This is a genomic window from Phenylobacterium sp. (genome assembly GCF_036563285.1).
GTDB lineage: Bacteria > Pseudomonadota > Alphaproteobacteria > Caulobacterales > Caulobacteraceae > Phenylobacterium.
The window spans coordinates 135377-150960 of the sequence record NZ_DATCMR010000006.1 but is presented as its reverse complement, the minus strand read 5'-3'; the positions used below and the strand labels follow the sequence as shown (position 1 = coordinate 150960).

General features: G+C 70.5%; 18 protein-coding genes. 14 read left to right on the top strand and 4 right to left on the bottom strand.

From position 1 onward, the window contains the following. Position 1: 1 nt before the first annotated feature. The gene (locus tag VIL76_RS05530; RefSeq protein WP_332043999.1) at positions 2-499 is read right to left on the bottom strand and encodes an NUDIX hydrolase; all 498 of its coding nucleotides are present in this window, start codon (positions 497-499) and stop codon (positions 2-4) included. 93 nt (positions 500-592) lie between these two features. On the opposite strand from VIL76_RS05530, the gene VIL76_RS05525 reads away from it, so the two are divergent. The 13 genes from VIL76_RS05525 to VIL76_RS05465 all read left to right on the top strand — a co-directional run bounded on the left by VIL76_RS05525 (position 593) and on the right by VIL76_RS05465 (position 12926). After that, entirely contained in the window at positions 593-871 is a 279-nt protein-coding gene (locus tag VIL76_RS05525; RefSeq protein WP_332043998.1) for a hypothetical protein, read from the top strand. Between the two features lie 38 nt (positions 872-909). Continuing rightward, entirely contained in the window at positions 910-1245 is a 336-nt protein-coding gene (locus tag VIL76_RS05520) for a copper-binding protein (RefSeq protein ID WP_332043997.1), read from the top strand. 86 nt (positions 1246-1331) lie between these two features. After that, positions 1332-2681 carry a chromate efflux transporter gene (gene chrA / locus VIL76_RS05515; RefSeq protein WP_332043996.1) on the top strand — a complete coding sequence of 450 codons (1350 nt, stop codon included), beginning with the start codon at positions 1332-1334 and terminating at the stop codon, positions 2679-2681. A gap of 72 nt (positions 2682-2753) precedes the next feature. Next, positions 2754-3104: a DUF3147 family protein gene (locus VIL76_RS05510; protein ID WP_332044539.1), complete on the top strand. Its 351-nt coding sequence runs from the start codon at positions 2754-2756 to the stop codon at positions 3102-3104. A gap of 174 nt (positions 3105-3278) precedes the next feature. Continuing rightward, positions 3279-4862 carry a porin gene (locus VIL76_RS05505; RefSeq protein ID WP_332043995.1) on the top strand — a complete coding sequence of 528 codons (1584 nt, stop codon included), beginning with the start codon at positions 3279-3281 and terminating at the stop codon, positions 4860-4862. 28 nt (positions 4863-4890) lie between these two features. Further along, a complete protein-coding gene (locus VIL76_RS05500) occupies positions 4891-5910 on the top strand; it encodes a sulfate ABC transporter substrate-binding protein (RefSeq protein WP_332043994.1) in 1020 nt (339 codons plus the stop codon). 138 nt (positions 5911-6048) lie between these two features. Continuing rightward, on the top strand, positions 6049-7074 hold the full coding sequence (locus VIL76_RS05495; RefSeq protein ID WP_332043993.1) for a sulfate ABC transporter substrate-binding protein: 1026 nt from the start codon (positions 6049-6051) through the stop codon (positions 7072-7074). A gap of 1 nt (position 7075) precedes the next feature. Further along, positions 7076-7966: a sulfate ABC transporter permease subunit CysT gene (gene cysT, locus VIL76_RS05490; RefSeq protein WP_332043992.1), complete on the top strand. Its 891-nt coding sequence runs from the start codon at positions 7076-7078 to the stop codon at positions 7964-7966. After that, complete coding sequence (gene cysW, locus VIL76_RS05485; RefSeq protein WP_332043991.1) at positions 7963-8817, top strand: sulfate ABC transporter permease subunit CysW; 855 nt, start codon at positions 7963-7965, stop codon at positions 8815-8817. Before cysT ends, cysW begins: the two co-directional genes overlap by 4 nt. Continuing rightward, complete coding sequence (locus tag VIL76_RS05480; protein WP_332043990.1) at positions 8789-9862, top strand: sulfate/molybdate ABC transporter ATP-binding protein; 1074 nt, start codon at positions 8789-8791, stop codon at positions 9860-9862. Before cysW ends, VIL76_RS05480 begins: the two co-directional genes overlap by 29 nt. Before the next feature lie 22 nt (positions 9863-9884). Next, a complete protein-coding gene (locus tag VIL76_RS05475; protein WP_332043989.1) occupies positions 9885-10313 on the top strand; it encodes an Rrf2 family transcriptional regulator in 429 nt (142 codons plus the stop codon). Positions 10314-10476: 163 nt separating this feature from the next. Then, complete coding sequence (locus VIL76_RS05470; protein WP_332043988.1) at positions 10477-12516, top strand: elongation factor G; 2040 nt, start codon at positions 10477-10479, stop codon at positions 12514-12516. 32 nt (positions 12517-12548) lie between these two features. Then, complete coding sequence (locus VIL76_RS05465; protein ID WP_332043987.1) at positions 12549-12926, top strand: VOC family protein; 378 nt, start codon at positions 12549-12551, stop codon at positions 12924-12926. Here VIL76_RS05465 and VIL76_RS05460 read toward each other — a convergent pair. Then, entirely contained in the window at positions 12919-13290 is a 372-nt protein-coding gene (locus VIL76_RS05460; RefSeq protein ID WP_332043986.1) for a DUF2141 domain-containing protein, read from the bottom strand. The genes VIL76_RS05465 and VIL76_RS05460 overlap by 8 nt on opposite strands. Next, positions 13287-13904: a DUF2306 domain-containing protein gene (locus VIL76_RS05455; protein ID WP_332043985.1), complete on the bottom strand. Its 618-nt coding sequence runs from the start codon at positions 13902-13904 to the stop codon at positions 13287-13289. The genes VIL76_RS05460 and VIL76_RS05455 overlap by 4 nt, the downstream gene beginning before the upstream one ends. Before the next feature lie 113 nt (positions 13905-14017). Here VIL76_RS05455 and VIL76_RS05450 point away from each other — a divergent pair, with 113 nt between their 5' ends. Beyond that, the gene (locus VIL76_RS05450; RefSeq protein ID WP_332043984.1) at positions 14018-14773 is read left to right on the top strand and encodes a LytTR family DNA-binding domain-containing protein; all 756 of its coding nucleotides are present in this window, start codon (positions 14018-14020) and stop codon (positions 14771-14773) included. Here the strand turns inward: VIL76_RS05450 and VIL76_RS05445 are convergent. Next, positions 14751-15533, bottom strand: a complete 783-nt coding sequence (locus VIL76_RS05445) for an alpha/beta fold hydrolase (RefSeq protein ID WP_332043983.1) — start codon at positions 15531-15533, stop codon at positions 14751-14753. The genes VIL76_RS05450 and VIL76_RS05445 overlap by 23 nt on opposite strands. Between the last annotated feature and the right edge of the window lie 51 nt (positions 15534-15584).

The window sequence follows — 15584 nt, the reverse complement described above, 5'->3', positions numbered from 1 at the left end:
CCTAGCGCCAGCTTATGACAATCGGCGCTTCGGGGAAGCGGCCGGCGATCACATCGCCCATGAGGTCTGCCAGGCCCGGCGGGAAGACCCGTTCATCCGTGGCGGCCAATTCGGCGTGGGTCCACCAGCGGATGTCGTCGATGAGGTCGTGCTCGTCCGGCTGCCAGCCGTGGCGGACGGGCTCGCCGCCGGGACAGCGGGCGACGAGGTAGCTCTCCTTCATCAGCACCGGCTCGTCGTCCGCCAGCAGCATGACGCCCTCGCGGACGGCGACCAGCGGGCCGACGTCGAAGTCGGCGATGCCGGTCTCCTCGAGGATCTCGCGGGCGGCGGCCTCCCGAACCCCCTCGCCGGGCTCCAGGCCTCCGCCCACGGTGAACCAGGCGCCCGGGCCGTCGCGGCGGCTGGGCAGGCGGCCCTTCATGAGGAGGATCCTGTCGTGGTCGTCGATCAGCAGGACTCGGGCCGTCGGCCGCTCGCGGGGCGGGTCGGTGACCATCGGTTAACCACTAACCATCGGTTGCGACATGAAACCTTAAGAGGTGTTGGGAAAAATCCCCGCACAGTAACCGTTCCCACGCCCGAGGCGAGCATGTCAGAGGACCTCCCGAACAGCCGACGCGACCTGGTGGCGCGCGTGGCGACGCTCGAGCTGCTGGTCTCGGACCTGATCGACCTCCTGTGGCGGATCGATCCCCAGGCCATGGAGAAGCTGGTCTGCGAGGCCGGCCGGGACCTGGAGATCCAGAACTCGCGCACCATCGCCGCGGCCGAGCACCAGCGCGAGCGGCTGTTCACCGTGCTGCAGGACCGGCGGCGCAAGCTGCAGCACCGGCGCAAGGCCGCCAACGACGAGACGGTCGTCGCCTGAGAACCCGACATTAAGAGGCGCAGGCTAGGGTCTTCGCCATGTCGACGAGACGCGTCCTGCTGGCGGCCGCTGTGGTGGCCGGTCTCTCGGGCTGCACCGGAAGCGAGCCCGACCCCGCCCCGGCGGAAGCCGCGGTTCCGACGACCGCGACCGGCGTCGGCACCGTCGTCGGCATCGATCCGCCGAACGGCACGGTCACCCTGCAGCATGGCCCGATGCCGGAGATCGGCTGGCCAGCCATGCGCATGGCCTTCAAGGCCTCGCCGCAGATCATCGCCGCGGTGAAGAACGGCGACCGGGTGGAGTTCGACCTGAAGCTCGAAGGCCTCTCCTCAGAGATCACGGCGGTGCGCAGAACCCTAGAGGCGCGTTGAGCCGTCGATAGCGGCTGGCTACTTTGGCCCTCCGCTGGCCCGGAGCGCGTATGTCTGTAGCCCCTGCCCCTGGACCGGCGCCGTCCGTGCCGTTGGCCGAAGCCGTGAAGACGTGGGCGCGCGTGGCGGCGCTCAGCTTCGGCGGGCCCGCGGGCCAGATCGCGGTGATGCACCGCATCCTCGTGGAGGAGAAGCGCTGGCTCGGCGAGCGCCGGTTCCTGCACGCGCTAAACTACTGCATGCTGCTGCCGGGGCCCGAGGCGCAGCAGCTCGCCATCTACATCGGCTGGCTGATGAACCGTACGATCGGTGGGCTCCTCGCCGGCCTGCTGTTCGTGCTGCCGGGCTTCCTCGCCATCATGGGCCTGAGCATCCTATACGCGCTCTACGGCACGCTGGGGCCGGTAGCGGCGCTGTTCTTTGGCCTCAAGGCCGCCGTCCTCGTGGTGGTCGTGCAGGCGGTGATCCGGGTCGGCGGCCGCTCGCTCAAGAACCCGGTGATGATCGGCTTGGCGGCGGCGGCCTTCGTGGCGCTCTACGCCTTCGACGTGCCCTTCCCCACCATCATCCTGGCGGCCGGCGTGATCGGCTACGTCGGCGGCCGCGCGGGCCTCGCGGCCTTCGCGCCGGGTGGCGGCCACGGGCCGAAGGTGGGCCGGGAGGTCGCCGACGCGGACACCCTGCTGGGCGAAGGCACGCCCGACCACGCGCGGCCGAACCTGCGCTGGGCGCTGTCCATCGGCGGCGTGCTCTTGGCGCTGTGGATGGTCCCCGTGCTGGCGCTGGGCCTCCTGCTGGGCTGGACCAACGTGTTCTCGGAGATCGCGGTCTTTTTCTCGAAGATGGCGGTGGTGACCTTCGGCGGCGCCTACGCGGTGCTGGCCTATGTCGCTCAGGAGGCGGTCGAGACCTACGGCTGGCTCAAGCCCGGAGAGATGCTGGACGGGCTGGGCATGGCGGAGACCACGCCGGGGCCGCTGATCATGGTCACCCAGTTCGTGGGCTTCATGGCCGCGTACCGCGCAGCCACCGGCTTGAACCCGCTGGCGGCCGGGGTGCTGGGCGGCGTCCTCACGAGCTGGGTGACCTTCGCACCGTGCTTCCTCTGGATCTTCCTCGGCGCGCCGTTCGTGGAGGCGCTGCGGGGCGCGAGGGCGCTGAACGCGGCGCTGGGCGCCATCACCGCGGCGGTGGCGGGGGTGATCCTCAACCTCGCCCTGTGGTTCGGCCTGCACGTGCTGTTCGCCGACGTGCGCGAGGTGCGGGCCGGTCCGCTGGCGCTCGACATCCCGGTCCTGACGAGCGTGAACTGGGCGAGCCTGCTGCTGACCCTGGTGGCGGCCATCGCGGCGTTCCGGTTCAAGGTGGGGGTGATCCCGCTGCTGCTGGGCTGCGCAGCGGCCGGCGTCGCTCTTTACGTTGTCGGGTTTGTCTGACCGGACGACGGCGGACTTGATCCAGGGCGCAGGCGTACGCCAGAGGGACGGGTGCAGACCTGGAGGCGCCCGGTGGGCTACCTGATCGCCAAGGCCCTGATCTCGGGCGTGATCATCGCCATCGTCTCGGAGGTCGCCAAGCGCAGCCCCGGGTTCGGCGCGCTGATCGCCTCGCTGCCGCTGGTGTCGATCCTGGGCATGATCTGGCTCTGGCGGGACACGGCGGAGGCGCCGCGGCTCGCCGCTCACGCCGAGGCCACCTTCTGGTACGTGCTGCCGTCGCTGCCGATGTTCCTGCTGGTCCCCGCCCTTCTGCGGCGCGGCGTGCCCTTCTGGCCGGCGCTGCTCGCGGGCTGCGGGCTCACGGTGGCGCTTTACGTAGCCATGACTTGGATAGGTCCGCGCTTTGGCCTCAAGCTCTAGACTCCGCCTTGTGACAGTGGCGTGACCACGGCCTGTTGAACGGCCGCCGAGGCCGACGCGCGCTATCAGCGGCGCGAACGCGGCCGCAGAATTCCTGACAGCAGCTGCAAGATTACTCCTATCGGATTGGTAGGAATTAAAGCTATGCCTGCGGCCACGGACTGGAGACCCCACATGCCCCGCACCAAGACCCTTCTGCTCGCCGCCGCATCCTCCCTGGCGGTCCTAAGCGCGAGCGGGTTGGCGCACGCGCAGGCGGTGGTCACGGCGTCCGCGCAGCCGAGCGGGATCAGCCAGGAACAGGCCCTGGCGCTCTCCGCCCGGCTGGACGCGCTCGAACAGCGCAACAACGAGCTGGAGGCCCAGATTTCCGACCTGAAGGCGCAGGTGGCCTCCGGCGACCAGGCGATCCGCGAGCAGGTGAGCGCCACGAGCGTGTCGGTCGCCAACGGGCGGCCGACCATCGCCAGCGCGGACGGACAGTTCACCGCCGCCTTCCGCACCGTGTTCCAGCTGGACGGCGCGCATTACGACCAAGACAGGCCGGGGCCGCTGGCGTCCGACTTCCGCAGGGGCTCGCTGGGCGACGCGACCGAGGCCGATCGGGCCCGCGACCTCTCCGACGGCTTCAACTTCCGCCGCGCGCGGCTGGGCGTCGAAGGCAAGTTCTTCAAAGACTGGAACTACGGACTGCAGTTCGACTTCGGCGGCTCCGGGACCGAAGAGGCCGGCCGGATCAACAACGCCTTCATCGAGTACGCCGGGCTGGCGCCGTTCCGCTTCCGGGTGGGCGCCTTCCCGCCGACGACAGGACTGGAGGACGCGACCTCCAACACCGCCATGCTGTTCCTGGAACGGCCCGCGGTGGCCGAGCTGGTCCGCGGCTTCGCCGGCGGCGACGGGCGCACCGCGGCCGCCGCGATGGCCAACGGCGAGCGGTGGACCGCGCTGGCGGCGGTGACGGGCAACCTGATCGGGACCCAGACCTACGACGAGCAGCTCGGCTTCGTGGGGCGGCTGACCTATGTGCCGTTCCGCGGCGACGGCTGGACCACGCATGTCGGCGCCAGCGCCAACCTGATCATCAATCCGGCCGCCACGGGTCCGGACGTGCCGGCGAGCGGCGGCGCGGCGACGACGGTGCGCCTGCGCGAGCGGCCGGAGAACCGCGTCGACCCCACCCGCCTGGTGGACACGGGCAGCATCGACGCCGACGGGGTCACCGCCCTGGGCGCCGAGGCGGGCTGGCAGTTCAAGCAGCTGAGCCTCGCGGGCGAGTACTTCTGGATCGACGTGGAGCGGCGCACCGGCGCGCTCGCCGACCCGGACTTCTCGGGCTGGTACGTGCAGGGCGCCTGGACGCTCACCGGGCAGCCTCGGCGCTACAACGCCACGAGCGGCGGGTTCGACACGCCCCGGGTGGAGAAGCCCTTTGACCTGAAGGCCAACAGCTGGGGCGTCTGGGAGCTGGCGGCGCGCTACTCGACCCTCGACCTGAACTACCGCGCCGGCCCGGCCGGGACCGCCCTGCCCTCGCCGTCATCCATCCGCGGCGGTGAGCAGAGGATCATCAGCGTCGGCCTCAACTGGTACCCGAACAACACCGTGCGCTTCCTGGCCGACTTCCAGCACGTGGAGGTGGACCGGCTGTCGCCCGGCGGCACGGCCTTCGGCGCCGGCGCGCTGACCCCGCCCGCGGGCGCCCAGATCGGCCAGGAGCTGAACATCTGGTCGCTGCGCACCCAGTACGCCTTCTGATCCCCTCCCCCACCTAGGACCCAAGACCATGACGGACATCTCCCGCCGCGGCCTGATCGCCGGCGGCGCAGCCCTCGGCGCTGCCCCGCTGCTGGGCGGACCGGCGTTCGCCGAGACCAAGCCGCTGACGCTCCTCAACGTGAGCTACGACCCCACGCGGGAGCTCTACAAGGAGATCAACGCCGCGTACGCGCGCTACTGGAAGGAGAAGACCGGCCAGAGCATCGACGTGAAGCAGAGCCACGGCGGCTCCGGCAAGCAGGCGCGCTCGGTGATCGACGGGCTGCAGGCCGACGTGGTGACCCTGGCCCTGGCGGCCGACATCGACGAGATCGCGGCTCGCGCCAAGCTGTTGCCGGCCAACTGGCAGTCGCGCCTGCCGAACAACTCGACGCCCTACACCTCGACGATCGTGTTCCTGGTCCGCAAGGGCAACCCGTGGAAGATCCGGGACTGGCCTGACCTGATCAAGCCGGGCGTGGGCGTGGTGACGCCGAACCCGAAGACCTCGGGCGGCGCGCGCTGGGCCTATCTGGCGGCCTACAACTACGGCCTGAAGAGCGGCGGCGATCGGGCGGCGCGGGACTACGTGGCCCGGCTGTTCCGGAACGTGCCCGTGCTCGACACCGGCGCGCGGGGTTCGACCACGACCTTCGCCCAGCGGCGGATCGGCGACGTGCTGCTGTCGTGGGAGAACGAGGCGCACCTGACCATCGAGGAGTTCGGGCCGAACTTCGACATCGTCTATCCGTCGAGCTCGATCCTGGCGGAGCCGCCAGTGGCGCTGGTGGACAGGAACGTCGACCGCCACAAGACGCGGACGCTGGCCGAGGGCTACCTGAACTTCCTCTACAGCCCGCTGGCCCAGGACATCATCGGCAAGCACCACTTCCGGCCGCGCAACCCGCAGGCGCTGGCCAAGTACGGGGCGCAGTTCAAGCAGATCCCGCTGGTGACCATCGACAACACCTTCGGCGGCTGGCGCAAGGCGCAGGCGACCCACTTCGCCGACGGCGGGGTGTTCGACCAGATCTACAAGCCGGCCTGAATTCCTATCAGGCCGATAGAAAAACTAGAGCGGCTTGCAATCCTTTGGGGCTACCGGAGCGGCGCGACGGCGTTCTAGGGTCGTGGCCGCTCGCCGCCTGTCCCAGCGTCCCCCGCAACCGCCTGAAGGATCATCCCGATGAGCCCGACGTTCGACCGCCGGACCTTGCTCGCGGTGGGCGCCGCCAGCCTCGTGACCGCCTGCTCGGGCGAGAAGAAGGCGGCCGGCGCGGGGGGGACCGTGAAGCTGCTCAACGTCAGCTACGACCCGACCCGCGAGCTCTACAAGGAGATCAACGCCGCCTTCGCCGCCGAGTGGAAGCAGCGGACCGGCCAGACCGTCCAGATCGAGCAGAGCCACGGCGGCTCCGGCAAGCAGGCCCGCGCGGTGATCGACGGGCTGCAGGCCGACGTCGTCACCCTGGCCCTAGCCGCCGACATCGACGAGATCGCCGCGCGCGCCAAGCTGCTGCCAGAGAACTGGCAGAGCCGGCTGGCCAGCAACTCCTCGCCCTACACCTCGACGATCGTGTTCCTGGTGCGCAAGGGCAACCCCAAGGCGATCCGCGACTGGCCGGACCTGGTGAGGCCCGGCGTCCAGGTGATCGCCTCGAACCCGAAGACCTCGGGCGGCGCGCGGTGGTCGTACCTGGCGGCCTACGCCTACGGCCTGACGCAGGGCGGCGACGCAGCGGCGCGCGACTACATCACCAGGCTCTACCGCAACGTGCCCGTGCTCGACACCGGCGCGCGGGGATCGACCACCACCTTCGCGCAACGCGGCATCGGCGACGTGCTGCTGTCGTGGGAAAACGAGGCGTTCCTGACGCTCGACGAGTTCGGGCCGAACTTCGACATCGTCTACCCGTCGGGCTCGATCCTGGCGGAGCCGCCGGTGGCGCTGATCGACAAGAACGTCGACCGCAAGGGGACGCGCCAGGTGGCCCAGGCCTATCTGGAGTTCCTCTACACGCCGCCGGCGCAGCAGATCATCGGCAAGCACCACTACCGGCCGCGCGACGCCCAGGCGCTGGCGCAGTTCAGCCCTCAGCTGAAGCAGATCCCGATGGTCAGCGTCGACCGCCCGTTCGACGGCTGGAAGCGGGCGCAGGCCACGCACTTCGCCGACGGCGGGGTGTTCGACCAGGTCTACAAGCCCGGCTGACATGGAAGAGCGCTTCTACGCAGCTCCGGTGATCCGACCGCTGCCGGCCGTACGGCCGCGGCGGACGCGTTTCGTGGAGCCCTCCATCCTGCCGGGGTTCTGGCTCTCGTTCGGCTTCGTGATGGTCTACCTCAGCCTGATCGTGCTGATCCCGCTGGCGGCGCTCGCGCTGCGGCCCTGGGAGATCGGGCTCGACGGGGTGATCAAGACGCTGACTGAGCCCAGGGTCGTGGCGGCGCTGCGGCTCAGCTTCGGGCTCTCGGCGCTGGCCGCGCTGGTGAACGCGCCGCTGGGCCTGCTGATCGCCTGGACGCTGGTGCGCTACGAGTTTCCCGGCCGCCGGATCCTCGACGCCTTGGTCGACCTGCCGTTCGCCCTGCCGACCGCCGTGGCCGGCATCGCGCTCACCACCCTCTATGCGCCCAACGGGCCGCTGGGGGCGCTGGCGGCGCAGGTGGGGATCAAGACCGCCTACTCACCGCTCGGCATCTTCATCGCGCTCGTCTTCATCGGCCTGCCGTTCGTGGTCCGCTCCCTGCAGCCGGTGCTGCAGGACCTCGACCGGGAGGTGGAGGAGGCCGCCCAGACCCTGGGGGCGACCTCGTTCCAGCGTGTCGCCTTCGTGGTGCTGCCGACCCTGTTGCCGGCATTGATCAGCGGCGTGACCCTGGCCTTCGCGCGTGCGGTCGGCGAGTACGGATCGGTGATCTTCATCGCCGGCAACATGCCGCTGAAGACCGAGATCGCGCCGCTGCTGATCGTCATCAAGCTGGAGCAGTACGACTACGCCGGCGCGGCGGCCATCGGCCTGGCCATGGTGCTGATCGCGTTCGGCGCGCTGGTGGTGATCAACGCCACCCAGATCTTCCTCGCCGGCCGGGGGCGCCGATGAGCACCTCGTCGGGCTCGGCCTTCCGCGTGCACCTGCCGGGCATCGCGCCCCTGCTTCTGCTGCTGTCGGCGACGGCCATGACCGCGCTGGTGGTGCTGCCGCTGATCGTCGTCTTCCAGGAGGCGTTCGACGACGGCTGGCGCGCGGTGGTCGAGGCGCTGAAGGAGCCGGACGCGCAGGCCGCCATCCGGCTGACCTTGATCGTCGCGGCGATCTCCGTGCCGCTGAACGCCGTCTTCGGCGTGGCGGCGGCCTGGTGCATCGCCAGGTTCGAGTTCCGCGGCAAGAGCGTGCTGCTGACCCTCATCGACCTGCCGTTCTCGATCTCGCCTGTGGTGTCGGGCCTGGTGTGGGTGCTGCTGTTCGGCGCCCAGGGCCTCTTCGGCGACTGGCTGATCGAGCACGACCTGAAGATCATCTTCGCCCTGCCCGGCCTGGTGCTGGCGACGATCCTGGTGACCTTCCCGTTCGTGGCCCGCGAGCTGATCCCGCTGATGCAGGACCAGTCCGCCGACGAGGAGGCCGCGGCGCTCACGCTGGGCGCCAGCGGGCTCACGACCTTCTGGAAGGTGACCCTCCCCAACATCCGCTGGGCGCTGCTCTACGGCATCCTGCTCTGCAACGCGCGAGCCATGGGTGAATTCGGCGCGGTCTCGGTGGTCTCCGGCCACATCCGCGGCGCGACCAACACCCTGCCGCTGCACGTCGAGGTGCTCTACAATGACTATGAATCCGTCGGCGCTTTCTCCGCCGCGGCCGTCCTGGCGGGCCTCGGCCTCGTCACCCTCATCCTCAAGACAGCGCTCGAATGGCGCCACTCCGGTGAACTCGCAGCCAGCCGCCGCCACTGACGACGCCCTCGCGCTGGAGATCAGCGGGATCTCGAAGTCGTTCGGCCGCTTTCCGGCGCTGAACAACGTCTCGCTCCAGGCCAGGGACAAGGAATTCCTGGCGCTGCTCGGCCCGTCGGGCTCGGGCAAGACCACCCTGCTGCGTATCCTGGCGGGCCTCGAGGCGCCGGACGCGGGCGAGGTGCGGTTCGGCGGCGAGAACTTCCTGGCCCTGCCGGTGCGCAAGCGCGGCGTCGGCATGGTGTTCCAGCACTACGCCCTGTTCCGCCACATGACCGTCGCGCAGAACATCGCGTTCGGGCTGACGGTGCGGCCGCGGTCGGAGCGGCCGTCGAAGGCGCAGATCGCCGAGCGGGTGCGCGAGCTGCTCAGCCTCGTGCAGCTGGAGGGCCTGGACAAGCGGTTCCCGACCCAGCTCTCCGGCGGCCAGCGGCAGCGGGTGGCGCTGGCGCGTGCGCTGGCCATCGAGCCGAAGATGCTGCTGCTGGACGAGCCGTTCGGCGCGCTGGACGCCCAGGTGCGGCGCGAGCTGCGCCGCTGGCTGCGCGACCTGCACGAGCGGACCGGCGTGACCACCGTCTTCGTCACCCACGACCAGGAAGAGGCCCTCGACCTCGCCGACCGGGTGGCGATCCTGAAGGACGGCGAGCTCTGCCAGCTCGGCAAGCCCAACGAGGTCTACGAGAAGCCGGCGAACCCCTTCGTCTTCGACTTCCTGGGCGCGGCGGTGCGCATGTCCGGGCGGGTCGAGAAGGACCGGCTGCTGGTAGCCGACTGGGAGACCAAGGCGCCGGCCGGCGCGCCGCAGGGCGACGTGCAGGTGTTCTTCCGCCCGGACGAGGTGGCCTTCGCCCCGCCGAACGGCGCGGGCCTGGCGGCCGAGGTGCGCTCGGTGGTGACGCGCGGTCCCGACGTGCGCATCGACTGCATGATCGAGGGCCAGTTGGTGGAGCTGCAGGCCCATGGGCCCACCATGCCGCCGGGCGTCGCGGCCGGGCTGTCGCTGCGCATCCAGCCGATCCGGCCGCAGGTGTACGCCGCCTGAGTCAGCGGCTAATCAAGGGAGCATGCTCTCCCAGCGCGCGCGCTACGCCCTGCACGCCCTGACCTACCTGGCCCGGCGGCACGGCGGGGCGCCGGTCTCGATCGGCGAGATCGCCGACGGCGCGCAGGCGCCGCGCAAGTTCCTGGAAGCCATTCTGCTCGACCTGAAGCGCAGCCACGTGCTGGCGAGCTCGCGCGGGCGGACGGGCGGCTATGTGCTGGCGCGCGAGCCGGGGGAGATCAGCTTCGCCGACGTGATCCGGGCCCTCGACGGGCCGCTGGCGTTGGCGCCCTGCGCATCCAAGACCGCCTACCGTCCCTGCGCCACCTGCCCCGACGTGGAGACCTGCGAGATCCGCCCGGCCCTGGTAGCCGCCCGCGACGCCGTGGCCGCCATCCTCGAGGACTGGACCCTGGCCCGAGCCGCCGTCCAGGGCGTGCCGGCGCTCTAGCCCGCGCACGGGCTCGTGATTCGCACCGTGCCGCCGCACGCCTAAGGTTTCTCTCAAGGGGCGGCGTGGCCCTCTTGCACGGGTCAGCGACCGTCTCGAAACCGCGCCAGGGATCCGGTCCCTCCTGGGCGTCCTTGGCGCCCGAGGTGATGGGAGCGATCCAATGCCAATCCAATCAAGGGGGTCTGTACGAGCGCTGGCGCTCGTGGGCCCCACGAACGCCGGCAAGACCACCCTCATGGAGAGCCTGCTGCTGACGACCGGCGCGGTCGGACGGCGGCCCGACGGCGGCGCGGCCGAGAAGGTCGGCGACGCCAGCCCCGAGGCGAAGGCCCGCGGGCATTCGGTGGAGCTGAACCTCGCCTCGTTCGACTATCTCGACGACCACTACACGGTCGTGGACTGCCCCGGGTCGCTGGAGTTCTGCACGGAAGTGGACGCCGCCGTCCCGGCCGTGGACCTGGCGATCGTGGTGGCCGACGCGGACCCCGCCAAGGCGACCCTGCTGCAGCCGACGCTGCGCGAGCTGGAGCGGCTGGGAATCCCCAGGGCCCTGTTCATCAACAAGATGGACCAGGCGCGCGGCTCCTTGCAGGAGCTGCTGGACGCGCTTGCGCCCGTCTCCACCGCGCCGCTAGTGGCGCGCCAGATCCCGACCTTCCAGGGCGAGAAGGTCACCGGCTTCATCGACCTGGCGCTGGAGCGCGCCTTCGTCTACCGGCCCGGCGAGCCGCAGCAGATCGAGATCCCGGAGGAGCTGAAGGGCGAGGAGGCGGACGCCCGCTTCCACATGCTGGAGCAGATCGCCGACTTCGACGACGAGCTGCTGGAGCAGCTGCTCTCCGACCTGACGCCGTCGCGCGACGCGGTGTTCGCGGACCTGGTGCGCGAGATGAACGAGGGGCTGATCGTGCCGGTATTCTTCGGCTCGGCGATCAACGGCTTCGGGGTCGAGCGCCTGCTGAAGGCGCTGCGTCACGAGACGCCGGCGCCGGAGCGGGCCGCGGAACGGCTGGGGCTGGACGGGCCGGGCGCGTACGTCCTGAAGACGGCCTATGTCGGCCAGTCCGGCAAGCTCGCCTTCGCCCGGGTGTTCGGCGGCAAGCTGGACGACAGCGCGGACCTCACCCTGCCCAACGAGGAGCGCGCGCGGGTGGGCGGGCTGTTCGCCGTGCAGGGGCCGAACATCAAGAAGATCGCCCAGGCCGGCGTCGGCGACATCGTGGCGATCGGCAAGGTGGAGCACGCCGCCTCGGGCCAAATCCTGTCGGTGACGGGCCAGCCGCAGCAGCTGCGCAGCGCCATGCGCGCGAGACGGCCCCTGTTCGCCGTGGCTCTGGCGGCGAAGAACCGCCAGGACGACGTGAAGCTCTCCGGCGCGCTCTCCAAGCTCATCGAGGAGGATCCCGGGCTCTCCATCACCCACGACCAGGAAGGCCGGCAGATGCTGCTGGCCGGCCAAGGCGAGGGGCATGTGCGCCTGGCGGTCGAGCGGCTGAAGCGCCGGTTCGGGGTGGAGATCGACACCAGCCAGCCGAAGACGCCCTACCGCGAGACCATCGCCAAGGGCGCCACCCAACGCTCGCGGCACAAGAAGCAGTCGGGCGGCCACGGCCAGTTCGCCGACGTGACGATCGAGGTGCGTCCCCTGCCCCGCGGCTCCGGCTTCGTATTCCAGAGCCGGATCGTCGGGGGCGTGGTGCCCAAGCAGTGGGTTCCCGCCGTCGAGCAGGGCGTCCGCGACGGGCTGGAGAAAGGCCCACTGGGCTTCCCGGTCACGGACCTGGAGGTGACGCTGACCGACGGCCAGACGCACGCGGTGGACAGCTCCGAAATGGCGTTCCGGGTGGCCGGGCGCATGGCCATCGAGGAGGCGATGGGGGTCACCGGCACGATCCTGCTGGAGCCGATCGAGAAGCTGACGGTCTATTCGCCGTCGCCGGCGGCCTCGCACGTGACCTCGGCGCTGACCGCGCGGCGCGGCCAGATCCTGGGGCTCGCGCCGCGGGAGGACTGGAAGGGCTGGGAGCGTATCGACGCCTACCTGCCGCAGAGCGAGCGCCAGCACCTGATCAACGAGCTGCGCGGCCTGACCCAGGGGCTGGGCGCCTTCGAGGCCGACTTCGACCACATGTCCGAACTGACCGGGCGGCTGGCGGAGGAGGCGACGAACGCGGCGAAGCAGCCCGCCGGGGCGCACTAGCGGACTGAAGTGCGGTGGGCTAGGCGAGGCGCATGCCCCGCCTGGCCCTCACCGCGCTCCTGGTCCGCGAGTACGACGAGGCGATCGGCTTCTTCGTCGGCAAGCTCGGGTTCGAGCTCCTTGAGGACACGCCGCAGGGCGACAAGCGCTGGGTGGTCGTGCGGCCACGTGGATCGGAGGCCGCGCTGCTGCTGGCGCGCGCCGTCGGCGACCAGGCGGCGCGGATCGGCGACCAGGCCGGCGGGCGGGTGTTCCTGTTCCTGGAGACCGACGACTTCGCCCGCGACCATGCGGCGTTCGAGGCGGCGGGGGTGCGGTTCCTGGAGCCGCCGCGGCGGGAGGCTTACGGGACCGTGGCGGTGTTCGAGGATCTCTACGGTAACCGGTGGGACCTGATCGAGCCTACTTGAGCCGGATCGCGTGGCGGGTCTCGCCGTCGCCCACCTGGAATTTCGCCGCCGACCAGCCAGCGATGGGGAAGCCCTTGGCGTTGTTGGAGACGGCGTAGGGCTCGCTGGGCAGGCCCAGGCGGAAGTTCATGCGCCGGTCGCTGTTCAGGTCATGGAAGGCCATGGCGGCGTAGGTCCCTGGCTTCAGCCCGCGCAGGACCACCTCGGCCCGGCCGCCGCGCACCGGGACGGTGACGTCCTTCAGCGCCCGGTTGCGGGCCTTGTAGGACGCCTCGCTGTCATAGAGGGCGACCAGCACCTGGCCCTGGTCCTTCAACCCGTCGAAGGCCAGCACGATCTCGGCGGCGGCGAGGAGCTCGATCATGCGGCGGCCGGCGCGGCGCGGCGCACGTCCCTGGCCAGGTAGAGCTCGGCGAACGCCAGGTTCGGGACCCAGCACAGCCAGGCGATGGCGACGTAGGCGGTCATGAAATCGATCCCCATCATCGGCCCGAAGGGCAGGTAGAGCCGCAGGGTCACGGCGGCGAAGGTGAGCGCGAAGGAGCGCACCATCCAGCGGCGGTGCTCGACGAAGCGGCGGGCCAGCGCCAGGCGGAAGGCCTGGCCGGTGGTGAACAGCCAGGCGAGGGCCAGCGCGGCGAAGCCGGCGGCGGCCACCGGACCGGCCGTGGTGCCGATGGCAAGCGCGAGCCCGGTGGCGCCGCCGCCTAGGCAAGCAAAGACATAGATCCGACCCATCCAGCGGTGCAGCCGCGGCCGGCGCGCGCGCAACTTCGGCAGGAACTGGAAGGGTCCGACCAGCAGGGCCGTGGCCGCAAACCCGGCGTGCGCGAACAGCCACGGCCGGGCGAACAGGTTCGCCAGCACGTCCGGCGAGACGAAGGGCGCCGGCGCCAGGAGGCGGTAGGAGAAGATTGCGACCCCGACGCTCAGGAACGCGGCCAGGCCCCACAGGCCATAGGAGAGCTTGCTGTTCATGACGGCTGGCGTCCCATGGGTCGCAAAGGATCGCCAAGGGGCCGATCCGCGAACGGCGCCAATCTTCCGCGAATGGCGCCACACTCCTCGCGAGTGATTCACCTGGAGCGTGAATGGTCCCGGGGGGCGCCAGATCGATCCTGAGACGGACGGCGGTCGACGCCGCCCTGCTGGTGGCGTTCGGCCTGTTCATGGGCGTGATTGGGCCGTACGGCACCATCGAGGCGCCGGAGTGGGTGCGGTTTCTCTACTGGCAGATCTGCATCGTCGGCGGCGGCGTGATCGGCATCATCCTCGACGAGACCGTCGGCCGCCGCATCCGAAACGTGGGATGGCGCATCGTCTTCGACAGCGCGGCCATGACGCCCCTGGTGTTCCTGCTGGTCGCCTTCGTCTCGTCGAACCTCCTGCACACCACTCTCCAGCCGCGCTACTTCCTGGAACTCCTGTTCCAGGTCTTCGTGGTCTGCGTGCCGATCATGGCGCTGAGGGTCCTGGTGTGGCGCGCGCCGGCGCCGGCCGCCCTCCCCGACCGCGAGGCGGAGGCGCCGGCTGACGCCGTGTTCCGCCAGCGGCTCTCCGCCAAGCGGCGCGAGGCGCGGATCTATGCCGTGGAGGCCGAGGACCACTACCTGCGGGTCCACACCGACGCCGGCGAGGAGCTGATCACCTGCCGGTTCGCCGACGCGCTGGCCGAGCTCTCAAGGGCAAAGGGATTCCGGACCCACCGGTCGTGGTGGGCGGCGGCGGACGCCATCGAGGACGTGCGCTGGACCAAGGGCCGCGGCGAAGCGCGGCTCGCGGGTGGGTTGGTCGTCCCGGTAAGCCGCTCGAACGCGCCCGCGCTCAAGCAGGCTGGCTGGTTCTAGCCTTCAGCCCGTCCAGGAAGCCCAGCAGCGCCCGGTTGAAGGCCTCCGGCTGGTCGATGTTGGCGGCATGGCCGGCGTTCGGGATCACCACCTTCTGCGCGCCGGGAATCTTGGCGGCCATGTAGTCGCTCGCCGCCAGGAACGGCGTGTCGTCGGCGCCGACGATGACGATCGACGGCACGCGGATCTCCGGCAGGCTCTCGATGACCCGGGCGTCGCGCTGGGTGAGCATGCCGCGCGCCGCGCGGGCGAGACCCGTGGCGTCGCGGTGGCGGGCGTCGCGGCGCTCGGCGCTGCCGCCGGTGAGTACAGCCAGGCCGTCGCGCTCGTAGCGCTCGGCGGTCTTCAGCGCGTTGGCATTCCAGCCGTCTCGGGCCTCGTCCTTCTTGTAGCCGGGGCCGGTGTCGATGATCAGCAGGGCCTCGGTGCGCTCGGGATGGGCGCGGTGGAAGGCGAGCGACATGTAGCCGCCGAGCGAGAGGCCGCCGATGATCGCGCTCTTCGCGCCGACCGCGTCGAGCAGCGCGGCCATGTCGGCGACCGTGGCTTCTTCCGAATAGAGGCCCTGGTCCTCGGGATAGTCGCTGCGTCCGTGGCCGCGCATGTCCCAGGTGACCAGCGTGTGGTCCTTCGACAGCGCCTCCACCTGGCCGGCCCACATCTGGGAGGTGGCCGAGTAGCCGTGGGTGAGCAGGATCACCGGGCCGGCGCCTTGGACCTCGTAATAGAGGTTCACCCCGTCACGGTTCAGCATCGGCATCGCAGGCCTCCCATGGCTTTTCGCCATGGAAGGCCCGTGAGCCCGCAATGT

Coding starts and splice junctions, on each gene's coding strand:
- VIL76_RS05530 (WP_332043999.1), bottom strand. CDS start 499: ATGGTCACCGACCCGCCCCGCGAGCGGCCGACGGCCCGAGTCCTGCTG.
- VIL76_RS05525 (WP_332043998.1), top strand. CDS start 593: ATGTCAGAGGACCTCCCGAACAGCCGACGCGACCTGGTGGCGCGCGTG.
- VIL76_RS05520 (WP_332043997.1), top strand. CDS start 910: ATGTCGACGAGACGCGTCCTGCTGGCGGCCGCTGTGGTGGCCGGTCTC.
- VIL76_RS05505 (WP_332043995.1), top strand. CDS start 3,279: ATGCCCCGCACCAAGACCCTTCTGCTCGCCGCCGCATCCTCCCTGGCG.
- VIL76_RS05500 (WP_332043994.1), top strand. CDS start 4,891: ATGACGGACATCTCCCGCCGCGGCCTGATCGCCGGCGGCGCAGCCCTC.
- VIL76_RS05495 (WP_332043993.1), top strand. CDS start 6,049: ATGAGCCCGACGTTCGACCGCCGGACCTTGCTCGCGGTGGGCGCCGCC.
- cysT (WP_332043992.1), top strand. CDS start 7,076: ATGGAAGAGCGCTTCTACGCAGCTCCGGTGATCCGACCGCTGCCGGCC.
- cysW (WP_332043991.1), top strand. CDS start 7,963: ATGAGCACCTCGTCGGGCTCGGCCTTCCGCGTGCACCTGCCGGGCATC.
- VIL76_RS05475 (WP_332043989.1), top strand. CDS start 9,885: ATGCTCTCCCAGCGCGCGCGCTACGCCCTGCACGCCCTGACCTACCTG.
- VIL76_RS05470 (WP_332043988.1), top strand. CDS start 10,477: ATGCCAATCCAATCAAGGGGGTCTGTACGAGCGCTGGCGCTCGTGGGC.
- VIL76_RS05465 (WP_332043987.1), top strand. CDS start 12,549: ATGCCCCGCCTGGCCCTCACCGCGCTCCTGGTCCGCGAGTACGACGAG.
- VIL76_RS05460 (WP_332043986.1), bottom strand. CDS start 13,290: ATGATCGAGCTCCTCGCCGCCGCCGAGATCGTGCTGGCCTTCGACGGG.
- VIL76_RS05455 (WP_332043985.1), bottom strand. CDS start 13,904: ATGAACAGCAAGCTCTCCTATGGCCTGTGGGGCCTGGCCGCGTTCCTG.
- VIL76_RS05450 (WP_332043984.1), top strand. CDS start 14,018: ATGGTCCCGGGGGGCGCCAGATCGATCCTGAGACGGACGGCGGTCGAC.
- VIL76_RS05445 (WP_332043983.1), bottom strand. CDS start 15,533: ATGCCGATGCTGAACCGTGACGGGGTGAACCTCTATTACGAGGTCCAA.